Consider the following 22,106-nt stretch of genomic DNA (forward strand, 5'->3'; position numbering starts at 1 on the left):
CTGTTAATTTTACTCCTTATAGGTGGTCTTCCTCGGTGGAATTACAGTAAAGACTGGGGTTATGGGCCTAGTGGTTTAATTGGAACAATCCTGATTATTTTACTTATCTTAGCCTTGTTGGGCCGCATTTAATGAGGATGAGCATTCGTTCCCTATGAGTAAAATTAATCTTTTGAGTATTTAGGAGACTGAAATTATGAATAACATTGACCATTTCGCAGATAAGTTAAAAGAAAATGCCGAAGACACGATCGAGAAAATGAAGGATAAAACCGATTACATAAGTGATTCTGTAAAAAAACAGGCGTGTGACGTTCAAAAAAATTTAGAAAGCAATTACGATGAGTTGGTTAAGAAAATCAAGGAAAAGCCGATTAAATCCGTTCTTATTGCTACAGGAATTGGTTATTTGCTTTCAAAATTTGTAAAATAGTGGACGTTATAATTTACTTCAATGCCTTATTTGGTTAATTCATAACACAAAAACAAATAAGGCCTGATTTCACTTCCATTTTCGTTATGTGTCTCATCGAAGAATGTTTATAACCCATTTAATGCGGGCATTAATATTGGCTTATTAAAACGGTATACAATAAAACCAGTATTTTAAATGTTGCCCAGAGTCTTTTCTAATACTATTGGGATTTAGTCACCGATTTGAGTAACTATTTAAGTGAAGAGATTACCCATAATTAATGAATCATAGGAAAATCCGCAGGATAAAAATCATTTACCTTCACACTTAATAAAACATGATGAGGATGGCGTATCAAGCGCGACCAGCCAAGTCTGAATTACTCTACGAAGTGAGGGGACGGTGCCCTCCCTAAGTTTATACTCCAAGTTCACATCCCGATTTCATTATGGGTGCGTAAAAGGGCTGACAAATACATCTGATGTATGATTAACTCCTTAACGATCTATATCCAAATGATATATCATGATTTTTTATAAGGAGAATTTGCATGATTCAAAAAACCTTAAGCTGTTTTTTGCTGTCTCTACCTTTTCTTGTCCATAGTGCCCCCGAATGCATTGTTATTAATCAACAAAATATAAAAACGCTGCCTCTGGAAAAGATTAAGAACTATGTTCAATCAGCTATCTTTGATCAAAAGGTCACCCCAGGCCTTTTAATAGGGGTTATTTCTGGCAATGAACAAGCGGCAATCAGCTGCGGGGAAACGAAAATAGGGAATAATCAACGCCCGCAAATGGATACAGTATGGCCTATCGGATCAGTATCAAAAGTATTAACCACACAAATGCTTGCAGAAATGGTAGCCCAAGGGCAAGTCAAGCTGAATTCAACAATTGATGAATTATTGCAAAATGGCAAGAAAAATGAGAATCCAATTACTCTGCTGGCTTTGGCGACCCACAGCTCAGGCTTGCCTAGAATGTTACCTAGCCTGCCTGATAATGAGGATTATCAAATTAACATTCCTTATGATATGTCAGAATTTGTTAAATGGTATAACACCTACAAACCTGAATATAAACCAGGAACCCATTACCAATATTCTAATGTAGGCTTTGGTTTACTCGGCCAATTGCTGGCAAAAAAAATGGAGACTGATTTTAGCGGGTTACTAAATCAGTTAATTGCTCAGCCTTTACAGCTCAAAGACACAACAATCAAACTTTCTCCTGAACAACAGAAACGTGAAATAGCAAGCTATTGGATCAATAATGATTTGATAAAAAAAGACTGGGAATTTAACTTTGAACAACCAAGTGGTGGCATCTATTCTACAATGCCGGATATGCTCCGATTTACTGCTTATCAATTAAGCCATGAATCTCGTGCAAGAGAAATTTCTTTTTTAAGTCAAGCCAGTTATATTTATCAGTCTGAATTTTCTAATCCCTTCGAGTTTGGCGATGATGCAATGGCTTTAGGCTGGCATGTCAGTTTTCCAAACAAGGCTTTGCCCGTACAACTTGTAAAAAATGGCTGGGTAGATGGAGTGACTACTCATATCCAGATTACTCCGAGCAAAGACATAGGCCTTATTTCAATGACCAATAAACCTTATCTTGCGATTATCAATGATTTAAAACGTATTACAGGCATGATTATTGATTCTCAGATAGCACCAAATCACTCTGAAAAAAGCAATTGACCTCAGTTAAAAATGGTAACAACCTCCTATGAGTTATGATTCACCTTTTATCCCAAGGTGAATCATACGGCTATTGGAAATAGGGTTTACGGGCACACTAATTTGAAGAAGATTGCACTTGTAAAAAACTCCCGCAGGAGAGGTTGCTCCGTCAACCCCACTTAAAGAAAACTTAATATTTTTTCTCTAAAATATTTTAGTAACAATTCAGCCTCCGCTTCAGTCGATAAATACTGGTCATAAACCAATCCCATCATGTGGTTCAGATGACTACTACGAACCAATAAATTAAACTGTTCAGGACGATTATAATTCCATAGTCCCACCTTATTTCCGCTGAGATTAATTAAATTTTCAATCAAATAATCGGCACAAGAAAGTAAACCGCGAGAAGGCTCCAGATTATATTGATTAAAAATAAATCGGGGTTGCGTATATTCAGCGTATGCCGCATCTTCGCTACGTAAAGGATATTGAAAACGCTCAATCAGTTGAAGCACTTGCATCTGAGTATTTTTAAGGGCTTGGGTTGAGGCGCTGTCGGTTTTGACTTCAAAAAGAAAAGGAACACTATCCGCATAATATCCAATCATTTCCGGATCATTTAATCGACCACGATTTGATTTCACCAGACTAATATAAATCTTATTGAGCTTATTTACCTCAGCCAAAGTAAGACAAAAGACGTGGAAATAAAAAGTATAGAGGGAAATATTATGTCGTCGACAAAAAGCATGTACCCTTTCTGAATCTTCATGAGGTAACAGTTTATAAACTACTCCACCAACATAATTTACTGCTTGGGGTCGCTCAATGTCGGGAAGTGGTTCTAACTTCTGATTAATTTCGCTGTAGTAACGATGATATTCTGATTTATTATTCTCATACAGCAACATTTCTTGGTGATAGTCATGCAGATAACTATTTTTGTGTAGATTGGACTCGGAGTTATTTTTCTCCCCAAGATATACATCCTCCAACCGCTTAAAAAATAATTCAGCACCAACACCATCCGCAATTAGATGATGAAAACGAATTAATAAAATCGATTGCTGATGATCATCACAATGAACCAAATAACAACGAAATAAAGGAGCTTGTGTTATGTCAAGTGGATCTACTAATAACCGCCCTATGGTTTCGCAAAGGATTTTATCATTGATAACCTGCACTTCTGTGTTTGCTTTTGGATTAAAATTCCACTTAAGCCGGTCATTATCCTCAATAAAAAATACCTGTAATGCGGGAGTATCCTTAATCACTTTATTGATTGCTTGATTAAGACGTTCTATATCCAAAACCTCGCCAACTTCTTTGAATACAGGCACATAATAAGGAGTCCTATCAGGATGTCCCTTAAATAATGGCCATAAATTGCTTTGCATTATTGTCGCATCATATAAAGCTAGAGGCTTCTCACCCATCTGAGTATTATTTTGTTCCTGAGCTCTTAAGGTATTTACCCAAGCATCTAATAAGGTATTAGCTAATGAATCATCTATCCTATCGCGTCGATATTTCAAACTTAGCTCTAAGCTTTGTGCTTTTAGCAATACTTTAAATGACAATAAACGTGGTTCATCTCCCCATAAATAATTTTGTATATTGCCACTTTTTAATGCTTTTATTTGGAAATGGGTATCAATATTTAAGTCACTACTCCTTTGAAAATCAAATGAAATCATAGGTGTCGCGAGGCCTAATTCTTTGAATACAGGAATATGGTAGTATTGTTTTTCATGTAGCGAAAATATTTGTTGCTGTAATCGTTCAGCGAGACTAAAAATATTCGTATCACGCCTACCAACTAATAAAACATCATTCGAGGTGTCTCCAAAAACTGTAGCAAAGTCACCGTTTTCTCTTCCTGAGAAAAATACAATAATTCCTTGCCTTTCTTGCTCAAACTTATCGAACAACATAGTAAACAGATTTGCTAAAATGTAGTTACTCAATGAGAGTTTATTTTGTTCTATTAATGCCAAAGAGGAATTCATATCTTTAAGTGTGATATTTGTATGAATCACACCTGCTTCTTGAGGATGCTGGGTTTCTAATGCTAAAGGAACGTCTATAGAAACTCCCTGCAATTGCTGAGACCAAAATGTTTCAATTTCGTCATCAAAACGATTGAAAACCTGCTCCCATTGCCAACTCACATAATCACTGTAATGAATGGCTTCATCTTCAAGAGGCTTATCTTCATAATGGGCAATTACTTCTTTTATAAAGGATGTGGCCGTATAGCCATCACAAATTAAATGGTGAAAAACAAGCAGCCAGCGATATTGATCTTCTCCCTCGCGGATTAAGCAGGTTTTGAGCAAAGGGGCTTTGCTAAGATTGAACGTCATATCAAAAAAGTCAGCAACCTGTTGCCCATTATATTCATCATATAATTCTAAGGTGAGGGAGCAATCCTCATGCACATGCTGATTGACCTGATGTACAATTTCATGAAAACTGCAGCGTAAAATATCATGGCGCTTCAGAACAAATGATAACGCTTGCTGCAATTTATCTACAGATAATTTACCCGTAATTGCAAGTTCCATAGGAATCTGGTAAGCCAGATTCTGTGGAGAATTTTGAATGAAATTCCAAATTTCCTGTTGTTGTAATGATAAAGGAAATGTACGTCTGGTTTGATGAGCAGGAGACTGTATGACACTTTTATCCTGCACAGGATTTTTAGAGTGCTCATTCAGTTTTAGCACCAACTCTTGCGCCGACGCATGATTAAACACATCTTGGGACGAAATACGAGTATTTGGATACCTATGATTAATTTTATAGATAAGTTGAGTTGCCATAATGGAATCCATGCCAAACTCAAACCAATTATCCGTAATCGAGAGTTCTCCTGAAGACAGCTTTAGAACTTCTTCAGCAATAGCGAGGATTTTTTCTGCGGTACATACCTTACTCTTATCCAGAGCATTCGAAGAATCATCAGATGATGAAGCATCGACAATAATCAATGAAGGGTCCCTTGAGAAATTATTCACAATTAAATTAGGTTCATTAATTTGATGCTGAAAAACCATTTGTAATTCTGCTCTTAACAACGGGATAATCCCCTTTTCAGCTAAATAAGAAGTTAATTGCTTTTCATTACGTTTAAATAAGCCTGTGTTTTTAACCGGACCTAAAATTAATGATTGAGCAGGTAAGTTTTTTTGGCGGCGATATGTGCTCAACGCATGCAAAAATGCATTGGCTGCAGCATATGCTGCTTGTCCTTGATTGCCTAATGCCGCACTGAGAGAGGATATGGCAATAAACGCTTTAAGTGGATAATTCAAGGTTGCTTGATGCAAGTTCCAAGCTCCAAGGGCTTTGGTACTCAATATCTCTCGAATATCCTCTTGGGTCGTTTCTTGCCAAGGTTTGTCATGAGCAACTCCTGCTGCATGAACAACCATGCCTATGGGTGGAAAATCATCAGGAAGCTTCTCCATCAACTGCAATAGAGCGTCATAATCCGCGATATCGCATGAATAGTACTTAATTTTAGTTCCTTGATTTTTTTGTTGTACTATTTCCTCACTCCAGGTGGGCTCCTGCTTTTTGCGCCCAATCGCAATAATATAGCGAGCCCCCAACGCGGATAATGATTCAATGAGAGCTTGCCCCACATCACCACCTGCTCCGGTAACTAAACATGAAAAATCAGCACTAATTTTCCGTTTACCGCCAATATTTTCCACTTCGACAGGGCTAATATCCTGACGATAAAACACGTCTTCCTCCCTATGCAAAGCCCAGTAATTTTCTTCCTTACTGCCAATAAACTGCATTGGATTATTATCTACATCATTTAAGTTGAATTCCAAATAATGAACAGACCATAGTGGGTATTCTTGTTTTATTGATTTCAATAAGGCCAATAAAGAAGGAGCAATCAAAGAATTATATTCAGTAAGCAATAGAACTGGCTTCTCCGGATGGTTCTGTATTAAATATTGGACAAAATGAGTAAATGAGATGGTCTCAGCGATAATCTCTTCAGGCTCAGACTGGCAAAAATAAACAATCCAATTTGCTTTTTGTAAGACATTCTCATTAGAGTGATCCATTACTTTATCCGTAGGGAGAAAGTTCATCTTCGTACATAAAAATAGCGAGTTAGGTTCGAGAACTGTAGTACCACTCAAAAGTACTTGCTCATTTTTTAGACTAATTAAAGGTAAATGAGGATCTGCTTTTACCCATTGTTGACGATATAAGTAAGTTTTCCACATCTCACTACTTGGGGAACTATTAGTTCCATTTTTTGGAAGCCAATATTCTTTACCCCCAAAAGGATATTTAAGTAATTCCTCATGGACAAAAGATGCATGCTTATTCAACAGGTGCCATTTGATATCAACCCCTCTTAAATAGAAGGTTCCTAATGTTTCCATGAGCCCTGGCCAAGGATTTTCAGGTTCACTTACTGAAGGTAAAACGATAAATTCATGAACCATTTGTGCTTGAGCTACTAAAATAGGTTTGGGGCCTATTTCTTGGCATAACTCCACTCCACAGGCTACTAAAGTATGAATTCCCTGTAAAAATTCCACGGTTTGCAACATATGTGCACACCAATATTCCTTAGTGATTTCCCCCTCGGTTAATAGTGCTCCTGTCACATTAGAAACAACCGCTATTTTTGCTGGGTGATATGTAATTTCAGCAGCAATTTTGGCAAACTCATCAACGATAGGTTGCATCAAGGGCGAATGAAATGCGTGGGAAGTAGCAACTTTTTTACATCGAATTCCCTGCTCGTCACAATAGTTTTGGCAAGCTAAAATTGCAGCATCTGTCCCTGAAACTACCGTTTGTTCCGGGCCATTTTTTAAAGAGATAACCAAATCATCGAAACGATAAATAAACTGCTCTACTTCCGTCGCTGCGGCATTAATAGCCAACATTCCTCCTGAAACAGGTAACGAAGAAATTAATAATGCACGTTTGCACACTAGATATAAGGCATCATGAAGAGTTAATATTCCCGCAACGCAGGTGGCAACATATTCTCCTAAACTATGCCCTAACAACACATTAGGTTTTAGTCCTAAATGCAAGAACCATTGCGCTAAACTATATTCATAAACAAACAAGGTGGGCTGAGCATATAAAGTATTATTAATATCCACATCCGATGGGGTATTTAATAACATTGTCCGTAAGTCAAAAGAAAGCCAATTTTGGGCAATGGCACAACATTGTTCCAAAACAGCAGCAAATTCAGGAATCGTCTGGTATAAAGCGGTCGCTACATTTGGAACCAGGCAACCTTGCCCAGTAAATAACCAGGCCAACTGATTGCTTTTTACAATCTTTCCCTCATGCCATTGCTGTTGTTGCAAAGCGGATAGCCAACTAGATTGATCTTGGGCACTAATAAAAGCTCTATAGGGGAAATGTGTTCGTTGAGTCAACGATTGATGAGCAAGTGAGGGAAAATGAATTGAATGCTGTTCACCATAAGTACGATAATTTTGGAGATATTGCTGCAAAATTTGGGGCTCTTTGGCACTAACCACCCATAAATGCTCAGGTCGATTAATGTACTCTTTCTTATCCTCCACCCTTGATGTGTTGCCTAAAATAATATGGGCATTGGTGCCGCTAAAACCAAAAGCACTAATCCCAGCATAACGCGACTCATTTTCCCAGGGTATACAATGCATTGGAATAGACATGGAGTCGTGTAGATGCAATTTAGGATTCAACTGGTGTAGATTTAAATGAGCAGGGATTTGCCCATATTTAATTGCCAACACCGTTTTAATGAATCCGGCCACTCCTGCAGCAGCCTCAAGATGGCCAATACGTGTTTTTACAGAGCTAACGTACAAAGGATTCCTACGTTCTTGAGCATACGTGCGGCGAATCCCTTCCCATTCAATAGGATCACCTAATTCAGTTCCAGTACCATGTGCTTCAACATGGGTGATTTGCTCAGGTTTTAAGTGAGCCAAATTTAATGCGGTATTAATTACATCTACCTGAGCTGCCAAATTAGGGGCGGTCAAACCGTTACTAGCTCCATCCTGATTCACGGCACTACCGTAAATCACCGCATGAATACGGTCCCCATCGCGTAATGCATCACTTAGCTTTTTCAGCACCACAATACCGCATCCCTCACCACGTACATAACCATCGGCGCTAATATCAAAAGTACTGCATCGGTCATGATGAGAAAGCATGCCACTTTTACAAAAAATAATACTACTTTCAGGTGACAAAATTAAATTAACCCCGCCAGCAATCGCTAACTCACAATCTCCCGCTTGCAGTGCGCGACTTGCCTGATGGATACAAACTAAAGAAGAAGAACAAGCTGTATCAATAGCCATACAAGGGCCATTCGTTCCTAAGAAATAAGCAATTCTCCCTGCAGACGTAGCAAAACTAGTACCTGTAGCCTGATAAGTACCTAATTCAGTGAGTGGTATTTGTTTTTGAATTAATTGATCGTAATCATGGGTACTAATGCCAAGATAAATACCGGTGTGCGAACCTTTTAATTCGCTTTCGACTAACCCCGCATCTTCCAATGCATGCCAGGTGGTCGTTAATGCCAAACGCTGTTGCGGATCAAGGTATTCTGCTTCACGAGGAGCAATATTGAAAAATTTTGTGTCAAAGCGTTTTACATCATTTAAAAATCCTCCTTTTGCAGAATACATTTTACCTTTAGTATCCGGCTGGGCATCAAAATACAATCGATTATCCCAATGAGAGGGAGGAATAGGTTCAATACTGTCCTCCTCTTTTAACAAGCTCTGCCAAAACTCATCAAGCCCATTAATATCCTGATAGTTTTTACCAGGTAGACGACAATCCATTCCAATAATGGCTATAGGTTCGTACTCTTTGGATTCCACACCTTGATTATTAGTAGCTTCGTGTTGGATTAAATGCGCGCATAAACTATGAATATTGGGAAATTCCCAGGCAAGCCATGGATCCAGAGCTTGCTCAACGACTTTTTCCAAATCACTCATCATCGTTACTAATTGGAGTGATGTAAGACCATATTCAGAAAAAGCTCCATTCACTTCAATTGCCTCAAGAGGAGTGCTTGTCTGCGTAGCAATCCACTCCTTCAGCCAGAGTACGAGCTTATGTTCCATCTCATCTATATGCACGATCTGCTGATTTTCAAATTTTTCTGTATACTGTCCCATCCAAGCTAGCCGTTGAAACTCATCATTCAGATAAGCTTGCTTACATGCACTGCGTTGAATCTTGCCGCTACTGGTTTTTAATATTTTTTGCGGAGGTATTAATACAATATCCGATAAACTAACATCTGTTGCCTCAAGAACTGCTTTTTTGATTTTTGCAATAATTTCTCGATACTGGGTATCGCCAAGCTCCGCTTTAGCTTCAGCGACCAACACACATGCCTCACCTGAATCTTGGGTTATCGAAAAGGCAGCCGCACAATGGGACATAATGGCGCGCTCACTTTGATAGCACGCAGCTTCTATGTCCTGAGGATAAATATTGCGTCCATTAATAATGATTAAATCTTTAACACGCCCACAAATCGTTAAACGGCTCTTCTCATCCAGAAAAGCTAAATCGCCTGTTCTTAAAAAGGGGCCTTCATGCGTATCGGCAGTAAACGCCTCAAATATTTCTTTAGTTTTCTCCGGATTTTTATAATAACCAGAGGCAACTGAATCGCCCTGAACCCACAATTCACCGACAGTATTAACAGGGAGTACGTGCAAAGTATTTGGATCCACAATTCGCACTAAATATTCTTCTGGCACATGCCCACAACTGACTAACTCGACAAAGGTACCAGGCTCACTATTCTTAGTTTGTGTCACAATGCCTCTTTCCAAAGAGTTTTTGTCAATCTGAGCAGAGCGCTCTTTAGTCATCGCAACAGAAATACACAGAGTTGTTTCGGCCATACCATAACCAGGTTTCATCGTGCATTCTTTAAGGTTATAAGGTGCTAGTGTTTGCTCAAAGAGTCGTATCGTTTCAGGATTAATAGGTTCTGCCCCATTGACCGCACAACGCAGATATGAGAAATCAAGTTCTAAGGGTGATTTTTGGGATTTTAATGCTTTAAGAGCCAAATCATAAGAGAAATTAGGAGCCATTGTGTAGGTTCCCTGCTCCCTACTCATTGCTTGCAGCCAGAAAAAAGGATGTTTTAAGAACGTAAAGGGTTCCATAAATACACAGGTACCTCCTGTGTATAAAGGTAATAACGTGTTTCCAATTAACCCCATATCATGAAATATAGGAAGCCAAGAAACACATGTACGCACGGATTCATGTCCTAAATATTTTTCTAAAAGCTTAAGATTAGCACAGATATTTTTATGCGTTACCACTACTCCTTTAGGTGAGCCTGTAGAACCAGAAGTATATTGTAAAAATGCAATATGTTCTGAACAAACTTCTGGTAAAGAGATGCTTAAGTTAGATGGCTTTTGCGCTAAGCTATCCACACAAACTAATGTTGTTCCTTTTGGAAATTCAAATTTATTTTCGTCGCAATAGTTTTTTACCGCACTGGTAGTAAGAATCAATTGAGCGGAAGAATCAGTAATAATTTTGAATAAGCGTTGTAAATGTCGTACTTGACGGGGAGGATAAGCGGTGACAGCAATATTACCTGAATGCAATACGGCGAGAAAAGAAACAATATAATTAATACTGGAATCAAATAACAGCAGTATGGGCTTTTGCATTGTTTGATTTTGTTTGGTTTGTAATGCCGCTAGTTTTTTCGCTAAAGATAAAACTTTTTCACCTAGCTGATGATAAGATAATTCCTGACTACTTTGATAATCAGACTCTAAAAACTTTAAGGCTATTTGTTGAGGTTGGGTTTGCGCATAATGAAAAACCATATTTAATAAATTACTCTCGGAATTCATAATACAATACTCACAAATTAAAAACAAAGAAGGGCGTAAATGATCAATATGATTAATTATAGAGCACAAAAAATGCATTGTTATTCACGCTATACTAGATAGGAGCCAACAAGATTTATTCTGGATTTTATCATGTCAACAAAAATCAATGACAATCAAACAGTTGCATTGTTTGACTTTGATGGTACCATCACTAAAAAAAGCACCACAACTCCCTTTTTAAAATGTATTAGTGGGCACACTTTCCTACCAAAATTGATTACTAGGTTCCCTTCTCTGATTAGCTATCATTGTCATTTTAGTAGCCTGGATCAGTTAAATAACATCATTGCATCAACCTTTTTTAAAGGCTTGACTCGTGAACATTTATACCAATCAGGTGAACACTTTTCTAATCAAATTATCCCTTCTTTGGTCAAGAAAACAGCGTTAGAACGACTAAAGTGGCATCAAGATCAAGGTCATTATTGTATATTAGCGACCGCGGCATTTAATGTTTATATCGATTATTGGGCTATGATTAGTGGTTTTGACGCTATAGCCTCTACAAAAATTCACTTTAATTCTCATGATGTTGCGAGCGGTGCTATTCAGGGACAAAGTTGTTACGGCGCAGAGAAATTGAATCGTGTTTTAGAGCTCATTGGAAATGAACCCCGTTTAATTTATGCCTATGGTGACAGCTCGGGGGATGCAGAAATGTTAGCCTATGCAACTCATCCGCATTACAGAATATTTAAATAAGCTCCTTGGCGAGTATCTGACGTATGTATAGATTCGATTAAATCATCCTTTATTTAATATCTGGAGTTTAATTATTGAGGATAAAAACAGTAAAATTTTTTGTTCTAGGGCCTATGCTTAATAGTACCTTGATAAATAGCATCCCACAGGCCGAAGAATAAAATGCGCATGCAAGTAATGAAAGAAAAAAGACAACTCTGGATTATTTTACTAATCGTCTTTATTAGTTTTATTGGTTCGTCTATTGCGTACCCTATTTTTCCACCGTTGTTTTTACACTCTACGGATCAGTCAATTATCTCTCCCCAATGGAGTGATACCAGTAGACGTATTTGGCTAGGATTAACCCTGGCTATTTTCCCGTTAGGGCAATTTATTGGGTCCCCTATTCTTGGGCGAAATTCTGATTTGTATGGCCGAAAAAAAATACTGATCATCAGTTTGCTGGGAAGCATACTGGGGTATTTACTGACGGTAATCTCCTTTTGGACACACTGCTTCTGGCTATTATTATTTAGCCGATTTTTAACCGGTTTTATGGAAGGAACCTTTGCAGTGGCCAGGGCACTAGCAGCAGAACTGACCACTATTAATAAATTTGTTAGTTTTGGCCGTCTCAATACTATGGCTGGTATTGGTTATATAATCGGCCCAATTATTGGTGGTTTATTATCTAATTCAAATATAGTTCCCTGGTTTTCATGGTCATTTCCTTTCACATGCGCGGGAATAGCGTCAATTACGGCATTAGGACTGGCATGGTGGAAATTGCCAGAACATAAAGGTTTGGGTAATGCAGAAAAAGTATCCATAGGGAGCCAGCTCAATATTGTTCGACAATTTAAACTCTTATTTCAGAATCATCCTCATTTGAAGCCTTTATTGATCATTAGTACGCTGTTCACTTTTGCTGTAGATATGTTTTATGAGTTTGGCCCAGTGTATCTGGCGGGAAAATGGTCCATGTCACCAGGCATGATTGCACTTTATAATGCAGCACTGTCAGCGGCCTTGGCGTTCGGTGCCTCATGGCTTCCGCACCATCTTTCAAAACGCATGCCCATCCACCGAGCTATTATCGGGGCGATGATGGTTACAACGTTAATTTTTGCGGCCATGGTTATTTTTCAATACCCCATACCCATGTTTTTATTCTTCGCACTCATTGGCTTTAGTATCACCAGTGTTACCACGACCATGACTATCCATATATCAAACATGTCTCATACGGCCATTCAAGGGGAGGTCATGGGTACGCAAGTGAGTTTGCGTACCTTAGGTGATGCTGTTATCTGCATTGGAGGCAGTTTTTTAATTGTTGCGTCACTCATTTTGCCTATTGTCTTTTGCTGCATTATTGCATTGTGTGCGGCTATTTTATGTTTGGTATATTTAAAACCAACGAATGCGAATAATCATCAATAGATTGGCTTCTATTCTCTGATAATGGCTTTAAATAACGAGTAATGCTAATGTCACTTAAGATAATGGAGATTACATCTGTTACCGTCATTCTAGCTCTTATAAGAAGCTAGAAAATCAACTTTCTAATCAATTTAATCATCCTGAACAACACCTTGCATGCTTAAAAATGCAATAAATACATAGGTCACAATCAATTAACTCTTAACAAATTAAGAGATTTCTTACATGATTATGAGCTATTTTGAGTGTAACTAATTACAATTATTCGCTATGATTAAACCAGTACGAGGAAAGACAGCGGATGTCTCATGAGGATTATTTGAACGCATCAAGGACGATGCACTACCACAAGGATGTGGTCTGTCTCCTCGGAACACTTAAAGTTTTTGCCATTGAATGCCTCATTATTTAATAACGTCGGTTTGAGATTCTTTCTCATGCACACCATACAGCTTTACGGGCATAACCTTCCCTTTCATCATGACTTCTCCTATATTAATGAATTCATAGCGGTCGGGACGTTTCAGCGACTGATAAACACTTTGGCTGATTAGGATATTTTCTTCATATGTTTTTGTCATAGACTCTATTCGCGCAGCCGTATTCACAACATCACCAATCACCGTACTTTCCAGGCGATTTGTCTCCCCAACAATACCAAGCATTAACTCTCCAGAGTTAATTCCTATGCCAACATGTACTTCTTGAGAGGAAAAAAGCCATGAATTAGTTTTATTTAATAGGGCAAGTTTTTTTAAAATCGCTAGGGCTGAATTCACGGCATCATCGGCACAGGTCTCTCCAGGAAAGAGAGCCATGATTGCATCTCCTACAAATTTATCAATAAATCCTTGATGTTCAACAATTATTGGGGACAATTGTTTAAGCACTGAGTTCACAAAATCAAAATTCCCTTGTGGAGTTAAGCTTTCAGAAAGTGTTGTAAAATTTCTTATGTCTAAAAATAATACAGCTATGGTATGTTTTAAGTTATCTCCCAGCGTCACTTCAAGAATATTTTTTTTATTTAATAATTCAAGAAACTCATGGGGAACAAATCGTTCAAAGGAGTTAGTTATCCGTTCTTGCTTTCGAAATAAGAGATAAATTAATATTGAAATTAATAGCAATCCCACCATAGAGACAATAAAAAGTAGCGTTTGATTTCTAACGGCGGCTTTTTGTATGCTTTGGTGCATATCTCTTGATAGGTCAGTTTGCAATAACCCTATTGGTTTAAAATCAAAGTCCTTAAGTACGCTATAAACCGCTAAGCGTTGATTGTTAATTGGTTCAACATAAGAACGACCGCTATCAATCAGTTCTGCTAACTTTTGCTTTCTTTCAGGAGTTGATTCAAGAATAGTAGGAGCTTGCACAGAAATGGCATAATCTAACTTATGACCTATTTTATTGATAAACTCCGGCGTTAATGTTTTCCCAAAAATTATAAATCCATTTGGGTCGTTATTTTCATTAGAGTCAACAGTGTAATTAACAACATAATAATTGGGATATGGTTGCGATGGTTGCTGTAAAAAGCCGGATATGCCCACTGCATTTCCACCTGAATTATTGTATTTCTCTTTATATTTAATCAGTGATAATGAATTATTTTTAAAATAATTCATTATGCTTGGCTCAACTGGATAAAATTTATTTGTAAGTAAATTATATCCTTGGGACCAAACGACCTTGCCATTTAGTGACAGAAAAATCACTTCATTAATATTTTTATCTTTAAAAAAATCCTCGGAAAAATTCGAGTGGATGTACTCATCGTTAGGTTTTTGTATGTAATTATAGGTATCATCCCAATATGCCATATCAGCAGCTAGCACGTCTATATAGTGTAAGTCTGAAATAACTGTGCGTGCAATTCTGCGGCTTGCTTCTATAGCATCACTGTATTCAAGTTGTTCAAAATCAGTAACAATGAGTTTTTTCGCAATGAAAAAACTTGCTCCAAACAGGGCAAGCCAAATGGATAGGACCGCAATTACATACTTAGTCCTTGGATTCATCATATTAATCCTTTAATTTATATCCTAAATTAGTACGTAAAAAGATTTAAATGGTAAGACGAGTGTAAGTTTTGATTCTATTTTAACTATTATAGACGATCGATCTGATTTTAAAGATTAAGCACTAGAGCGAGCATAATGATGAATCACAATGTTAAGATTAAATTTGCAACGATTGACGATGTCCCTTTAATTTTACAATTTATAAAAGAATTAGCAGAATATGAGAAATTAAGTCATGAAGTTGTGGCCACTGAAGAACTGTTACGGAAAACTCTATTTGGTAACAGCTCCCCTGCTGAGGTAATTTTAGGATATTTAGATGACCAACCGGTCAGCTTTGCTTTATTTTTCCACAATTTTTCTACATTTTTAGGTCGCTCTGGTATTTATTTGGAGGATCTATATGTTCGACCAAAAGCTCGCGGCCATGGAGTTGGAAAAATTATGTTGGCTTATTTAGCTCAATTAGCTAAAGAGCGAAATTGTGGACGGTTAGAATGGTGGGTACTTGATTGGAATGAAGCAGCTATCCACTTTTATAAAAGTCTTGGGGCTAAGGCTATGGACGAATGGACGGTATATCGAGTAGCGGGTGATTCTTTAGATAATTTGGCCAATAATTGCAAAATGCAAGTGGAGTAAATTGGCTCAGATCTCCTATCGTACCTCCTTAAGGGTTATCCACAAGCCATGGTAATACGTGAGCCTTTGATAAGAAAATCATAAGTACGTGCTATAGGGCTGGTTGAAACTCGCTATGGCAAAAGATTATAATCCAAAGATGAACAAAAAATGGCTAACTTGATTTCCATTTAAAATAGGATTGAGCATGTTTAATTCGTTCCATATACAGGGAATAAACGCTTTTGATAAAAATGATTATGAGGGAGCGAAAGTTTTTTTTATTCAAGCAATTGAAAAAAATCCAGAAGTAGCAGAAAGCTATTTATATTTAGGAAAATGTTATTTTTTTTGTGATGAAAAGCAACAGGCTATTTTTCCTTTAAAAATATACCTTGAATTAAGGCAAAACAATTCAGATGAGGTAGCTAATATTTCCTATGCGTTCGATGTATTAGGTCAATGCTATGAAGCGCAGAATCAGGATACCGCAGCATTAAGATGTTACGAGACAGCAACTAAGATTTATCCCTCGGGCGCTTCTGCCTGGAACAACATGGGCATGTTTTATATAAAATCTGCCCTGCATTATCTCGAATCAGACTTAGCTAACACCGTTAAGTTGTTTAAGGGAGCGATGCATTTTATCAAAAAAGCCTTAGGGCTAAGTGGTGACAATCCGGTATTTTTGCAAAGTGTGGCCAGTTGGTATGAACAGTACATCACCGTTCTTGAGAAAGCTGTTGAAAATGAGGAAATTATACAAAAAAATATAACACGCAATTTTTGTTACGCAATACAATATTACCGAAAAGCACTATCCGCCTGTCGGGAGGACGACGTAGCATTAAGAAGTGTTATTTCATCTAATCTTACAGAATGTTTAGCGCAGTATGGCCATCATTTGTATAAAAATGAAGAGTATAAAAACGCACAAGAAACTTATTTTGAAGCACTTCAACTTGACCCAGAGCATCTTATTGTCATTAATCAAATAGGAATGTGTCTTTTCAAACAGAATTGTTTTCCGGAAGCAAGAAAATATTTTTCTTCCATTTTGGAAAAAACAGAAGATAAACAAGAAATTGCGGATGCCTGGTTAAATATTGCTTGTACTCATAGATCACAAAAAAACTGGGAGAAGGCTGAAGAAGCCTTTAACTTCGCAAAAAAATTCTCACCTGAAGACTCTTCTATTACTGAGGAAGAAATGAAGTTGAATGAAGCAAAATTGGCGGCTCTTCTTATATCAACGCCTCAAACATTGTTTGGTAGTTCACATGGTGAGTTAGCTACCGTTGCAAAAGGCGGGGCTGAAATTAGTCCAGCCCAAGTTTCACTACATGGGACCCTCAATGGCAATCTGGGGATTTAGGTTGGGCCAGGGCCCCAACCTAGAATTTATACGGTGGAATGGGGGAAGGACTTAACCATCTTTCTAACTACCTCACAAAAGTAACCATCACTCTCTCTAGTGCAAAAGTATCGGTCGCGAAGGAAGTAAGAAATGTACCTATATCCGTGGTACATGCAGTCAAATATCCTGACTGATACACGAAACAGTGGAGATGTTTTGGGATTATAATTGCCAATAAAAATTGTTCTTTAAATATTGACTTGAATGGTTCAGGAAAAGAAAAATCCTTCCATCAGCCTAATTTTTTGATGGTGTTTAAAAATTTAGACTCGATGAGAGAAATTACATATATTCGCTGCAAAAACTACCCTACGTTTTTGCAACGAACTCTCACCTATCTCTATTGATGCAGATGTACACCGAAAACACGCTGGATTGCGGCACCAACTTCCATTAATTTAGAGTCTTGGCCTCTTAATCCATCTAGTTCCAAACCAACAGGTAGACGTTCTCCAGCGGTTAAGCCAATAGGCATACTCAATGCAGGAGTTCCTAATAGAGGAGAGAGCAAACCATTTTCATTATAAAAACCACTGATTCCGCCTGTTCTGCCTGTTTGCGTTGTATAAGCAAAATCATACAACCCATTGGTCAATGGATTACCACCATTCACAACTATTGTTTCTATTTTTGCTGCAGCAAGCAAGGAAGCTGGATAGATCACTGCATCAAGATTATTATCAATAAAATATTGTTCATAAGCTTGAATTGGACCATTCGTTGCTGGCATCAATACATTCATATAATAAGCTTCTTCTGCCGCTTGAGACGTGTATAGAAGACTCAATATCTGATAGATAAATGCCATTCCAGCAGTTGTATCTGCACCAACGGGGTTAAGCGCGATATTATTTGCTTGTGCCCAATAACGTGTGCCACCCAAAAAGATACTGGATTTCGCAAACCATAAACCTTGGTAAGTAGTAATGGGACTAATAAATCCAGGTATAGGTTGAGCAGGATTAATATTAGGAATATTAGGCGTTTTTACTAAAATAGCACCTCGCCCTTCTAATTTCTTAAATGCTTTTTGGATTACTTTAGCAACGTCAGGTTCCATGTTAGTATAAAAATTTTCTGGAACCCCCAAACGCATACCACGTATTTTCTTCCGAAGATTAGGTTGAACTCCTCCATCCTCAGACAAGAACTTATCAATCAACACCACGTCGCGAATAGTACGCGCTACTATACCTCGAACATCCATTTTATCCTTTTCATCAATAGTTGATGGGTAAGGGGCAAAAGGAACGGTCAATGAGGAATTAGTAGAGGATGCATATCGAGACACAGAAGGTCTATATCCGATTACTCCATTTAAAGCTGCCGGAACACGAAGCGACCCCGCAAGATCATCACCAATAGCAACAGGTGCTATTTTACTGGCAACTGCCGCCGCACCGCCACCTGTGCTGCCTCCAGCAACCCGTGTGCTATCATGAGCATTTCTTATTGGTCCATAAGAAAAATTAATTCCAGTTAGGCCTGAACCAAATTCGTGTTGATTATTTTGACCAATTAAAATAGCACCTGCATCAAGTAGCCTTTGAATGCCTGGATCGTTGTTAGGTGGAGTATATTGATTGCTTAAGTATAAATTACCACTAGAATTAGGATATCCTGCAACAGGAATGGTATCTTTGATTGCAATAGGTACCCCCAATAATGGTTTTTTTACTCCAGCGGCTCTTAATTGATCCGCCTGAATCGCCTGTTGTACTAAACTTGGATTTAAATAGATGTAGGCATTCAAACCAGGAAACGTTTGTAACCCCTGATAGTCATTAACTACATGAGGTGTATTAACTGGTGACAGAGTATTAATTCTTTGTAACAACTGATTAACGCAAGATTGGCTCGTGATCAAATGATTATCAAGCGCGCGTTTAATTTGATTAACCGTCATATTCGTGCAATTAAATTGAGTCGCATAAACGAATTCAGTGCTTAAAAGTGATGAAACAGCAATGGAGCTATTGAAAAAAAATCGGGTAATCTTTTTCATTAATAATCCTTTCTATAGTAACAAAAGATTATATTCAAAAATATTTCTCCTGTGGATTAGGAGAGACATAATTTCTGAAACATCAATAACCTACGAATATATTAATTTAGAAGTAATGGAAGAAAATAACAAATATTTTGGCTAATTTTCATATTAAAAATAATCTTGCCACAGATGTCATGCCCCCTGTGGTATCATCTTTTATACGTTGTTGGGTAAAAATGTCATGGCTATTATGCGGGCCAGGCCTTGAATCTTGAACTACATCCTCAAACTCAATAAAAATCTTCATATTCAAAATTCAAGACCGACTCATGGATAGTACACTCAATGTGTGGCGTGCAAACAAGCCTCCTCAAAAATAGCCAGCTTTTTACGTGTATCCGTACAGAAGAACCCCTGGCTATAGATATTCGTGTAAATATAACGCGAGATAAAATTATGGTGGCGATCGATAAAATCACTATTTTCTTTGTCATTTAACTGCTGTTTAATACTATTAAAAAACTCTGGTGCACCCGCTTGACGATCAGCTGTGGGCCGCATAACAAAAGTTAAGGTTTTTCTAAGTAATGTACTTGTTAAGAGCAGCATTTTATCAGCCTTATCATGGCGTTCGGCTATGCTGGAGTTTTCATTTAGCAATGCAACGGTTTTATCTTTTATACTAACTAAGGCATTATAAACATTGAAATAGGTTTTGGAGCGATAAAGTTCTATTTTTTGGATTTCCATGATCCGTCCATAAATACTTTGGGTTAATTGCTCCAAAATAACCACACTTTGTTCTTGTTCTCTATTCTTATCAATAGGTTGCTTAGATGATTCCTCTGGTATATCAATGCAAATATCATTCTGGGATTCTTTAGCAAGATTTTGTTCCTCATCAGGCTCATTGACCTTAGTAAAATACATATTAGAAATAGTTGTAGCTATTTCTAACATTTCGTATTTAACTGACCTCACTGTACGCGATGGAATAGTTTTAATTGCCATTTGCCGGCATTCTTTTACTTGCTCCCCTATATCTTTGATTTCCCCAAAAACCGATTCCAATAAATCACGTATTTGATTAGGAAAAGCTTCTTTCTCTTCAACTTGCATATTGTTCTGATTGTCTTCTTGAAGCTCAATAAATGATTTTTTGGTGGCTAGTACATCGGCTTTTATTAAAATACATAAACTTTCCAGAACCTCAAAAATTTTACAAAAATGGGCAGGATTACTTACATAAATATCTCCTAACAACTGAATGGATTTTAAGAGGTGAGCACATAAATAGTGCAAAGAAATAAGTTCATGCGCCAATTTCGCCATATTTGCCATCACTAAGGAACGATCAATAAGATGCAATGGATCGCTTACAATCTCAAATTTCTTACTGATTTTATTAAAGCGGGTACTTATAAAATTACCACTTTCACGAAATACTTTGCGAATATGCCTTAATTCCTGTTCAATTTCTTCCTGCTCTGTAGAATGACCAAATAGTTTCCTCCCCAGCATGCTTTTCCCTTTATTAAGCAAGGCAAAGAAAATATTAGGTGGGCTAATCTTATTTTCTTCTTTTAAATCAATGCTCAATGACTTTAGATAATATTCCGATAAATTTTTTATCCACTCTCTAAAAATAGAACGCGGAATTTTTATTTCTTTATCGGACCAAATCTCAATTCCTTTTATTTCCGAGTGGATATAATGTTGACGTAAGATCCCCTCTTGCAACTCTTCATGGGCTACGGTGTCGGCCAAATCAGTGTCTGCATCATTAACCACCATTTTTACCAACATCCGAATCAAATGATCGCTGTGACTCACGCAACTGTCTTTTAATTCCGCAACCGTTTCTTGTAATGATAAAACTTCTTTATGTTTTTCCAATTTTTGTTTCGCTTTTAACAGATGCATATATACTGTTGCTAAACGGCTAAAATGCTGGCTCTTTTCTCCACTATTTTGTGAAGAATATGCATTAATGAATTTACAAATAGCATCTAGATAGGCAATGTCATAATCGTAACCTAAAAAGTTAAGGCATTTCGTATCCAGCATTTGCATTAAATAGGAGAGTACTCCAGCAGTCACATCATTAGCTTTGACTTTCCCATCCTCTTTACGAACAAAATAATATTCTTGTAATTTTTTTATTGCAGCACGCACAGATTCCCTATAGCTTGATAAAGCGATGTCGGAACCATGAATCACATTCGAGCCTATGTCTTTCACTTGCTCAGGAGTAAAATGCATGGACTGATACTTACCATCAATGAGCTGAAAAATAGGAGGGAAACCTTGAATTTTACCTCGATGTGGAACCGTTATTTGTTTTAAATGCAAAGCATAAAACGCATTAACTTTTTCTACTTTCTCCTTATGCTTTTTATCCTGATAACTTTTAAATTCTGCATAAGTAAAAAGAGCTGCGCTAACTGCTAAAACAACTCCGGCGGAAACCATGGCCGGGATGGTTTCTGAATTTGCCAGTAAACTAAGTGCACTGGGACTTCCTAATTTTGTTAAATCTGTACTAACAACCATGGCAAAAACTCCTTGTAAATACCAAAATCAAACGATCAATTAATGAGCACTCCCTAAAATTTGAGTATAGTTTCAAATCCAGTGCGAATTTTTATTGATCAAAGCCGGGAAAATTTAGGCAAATCAAGAATATGGGTAAAATAGAATTAAAGAAAACAATATAAAAACATAATGTGCAGAAAAACAAAAGATTTTAGATAAAGTCCGCGAGTTAGAATGAAAAAATAAGAATTAACTACAGAAAAAATCAGATAGTTCTGTAAACAAGTGTCTCTATTATAGGTCTCTGGTCTT

Annotated in this window: 11 protein-coding genes; 7 read left to right on the forward strand and 4 right to left on the reverse strand. The window is 37.4% G+C overall.

The genetic code is table 11. The features are described 5' to 3' along the window. The first annotated feature begins 6 nt into the window (after positions 1 to 6). The 3 genes from E1P08_RS12920 (at position 7) to E1P08_RS12930 (ending at position 2,126) form a co-directional block, all read left to right on the forward strand. On the forward strand, positions 7 to 132 hold the full coding sequence (locus E1P08_RS12920; protein WP_278043066.1) for a DUF3309 family protein: 126 nt from the start codon (positions 7 to 9) through the stop codon (positions 130 to 132). Positions 133 to 196: 64 nt separating this feature from the next. Further along, positions 197 to 433, forward strand: a complete 237-nt coding sequence (locus tag E1P08_RS12925; RefSeq protein ID WP_133137430.1) for a hypothetical protein — start codon at positions 197 to 199, stop codon at positions 431 to 433. A 532-nt stretch (positions 434 to 965) separates the two neighbouring features. Continuing rightward, positions 966 to 2,126: a serine hydrolase gene (locus E1P08_RS12930; protein ID WP_133137431.1), complete on the forward strand. Its 1,161-nt coding sequence runs from the start codon at positions 966 to 968 to the stop codon at positions 2,124 to 2,126. 161 nt (positions 2,127 to 2,287) lie between these two features. Here E1P08_RS12930 and E1P08_RS12935 read toward each other — a convergent pair whose 3' ends face one another. After that, positions 2,288 to 11,035, reverse strand: a complete 8,748-nt coding sequence (locus E1P08_RS12935) for a type I polyketide synthase (protein WP_133137432.1) — start codon at positions 11,033 to 11,035, stop codon at positions 2,288 to 2,290. Positions 11,036 to 11,167: 132 nt separating this feature from the next. Here E1P08_RS12935 and E1P08_RS12940 point away from each other — a divergent pair, with 132 nt between their 5' ends. Together E1P08_RS12940 and E1P08_RS12945 are read left to right on the forward strand one after the other, a co-directional pair. Then, positions 11,168 to 11,779 (forward strand): HAD-IB family hydrolase, encoded by a 612-nt coding sequence (locus tag E1P08_RS12940; RefSeq protein ID WP_133137433.1) that lies wholly within the window; start codon positions 11,168 to 11,170, stop codon positions 11,777 to 11,779. Positions 11,780 to 11,941: 162 nt separating this feature from the next. Next, positions 11,942 to 13,204 carry an MFS transporter gene (locus tag E1P08_RS12945; protein ID WP_133137434.1) on the forward strand — a complete coding sequence of 421 codons (1,263 nt, stop codon included), beginning with the start codon at positions 11,942 to 11,944 and terminating at the stop codon, positions 13,202 to 13,204. Positions 13,205 to 13,608: 404 nt separating this feature from the next. Here E1P08_RS12945 and E1P08_RS12950 read toward each other — a convergent pair whose 3' ends face one another. Then, positions 13,609 to 15,231 (reverse strand): adenylate/guanylate cyclase domain-containing protein, encoded by a 1,623-nt coding sequence (locus E1P08_RS12950; protein WP_133137435.1) that lies wholly within the window; start codon positions 15,229 to 15,231, stop codon positions 13,609 to 13,611. 135 nt (positions 15,232 to 15,366) lie between these two features. On the opposite strand from E1P08_RS12950, the gene E1P08_RS12955 reads away from it, so the two are divergent. Together E1P08_RS12955 and E1P08_RS12960 are read left to right on the forward strand one after the other, a co-directional pair. Continuing rightward, on the forward strand, positions 15,367 to 15,873 hold the full coding sequence (locus tag E1P08_RS12955; RefSeq protein ID WP_242602462.1) for a GNAT family N-acetyltransferase: 507 nt from the start codon (positions 15,367 to 15,369) through the stop codon (positions 15,871 to 15,873). A gap of 187 nt (positions 15,874 to 16,060) precedes the next feature. After that, positions 16,061 to 17,227, forward strand: a complete 1,167-nt coding sequence (locus tag E1P08_RS12960) for a tetratricopeptide repeat protein (RefSeq protein ID WP_133137436.1) — start codon at positions 16,061 to 16,063, stop codon at positions 17,225 to 17,227. Positions 17,228 to 17,609: 382 nt separating this feature from the next. Here the strand turns inward: E1P08_RS12960 and E1P08_RS12965 are convergent, their stop codons facing one another. Both E1P08_RS12965 and E1P08_RS12970 read right to left on the reverse strand, forming a co-directional pair. Then, a complete protein-coding gene (locus E1P08_RS12965; protein ID WP_133137437.1) occupies positions 17,610 to 19,274 on the reverse strand; it encodes an amidase family protein in 1,665 nt (554 codons plus the stop codon). Between the two features lie 327 nt (positions 19,275 to 19,601). After that, a complete protein-coding gene (locus E1P08_RS12970) occupies positions 19,602 to 21,812 on the reverse strand; it encodes a hypothetical protein (protein ID WP_133137438.1) in 2,211 nt (736 codons plus the stop codon). Between the last annotated feature and the right edge of the window lie 294 nt (positions 21,813 to 22,106).

This window comes from Legionella rowbothamii, assembly GCF_900639985.1.
In the GTDB taxonomy this organism is placed as follows: Bacteria; Pseudomonadota; Gammaproteobacteria; order Legionellales; family Legionellaceae; genus Legionella; species Legionella rowbothamii.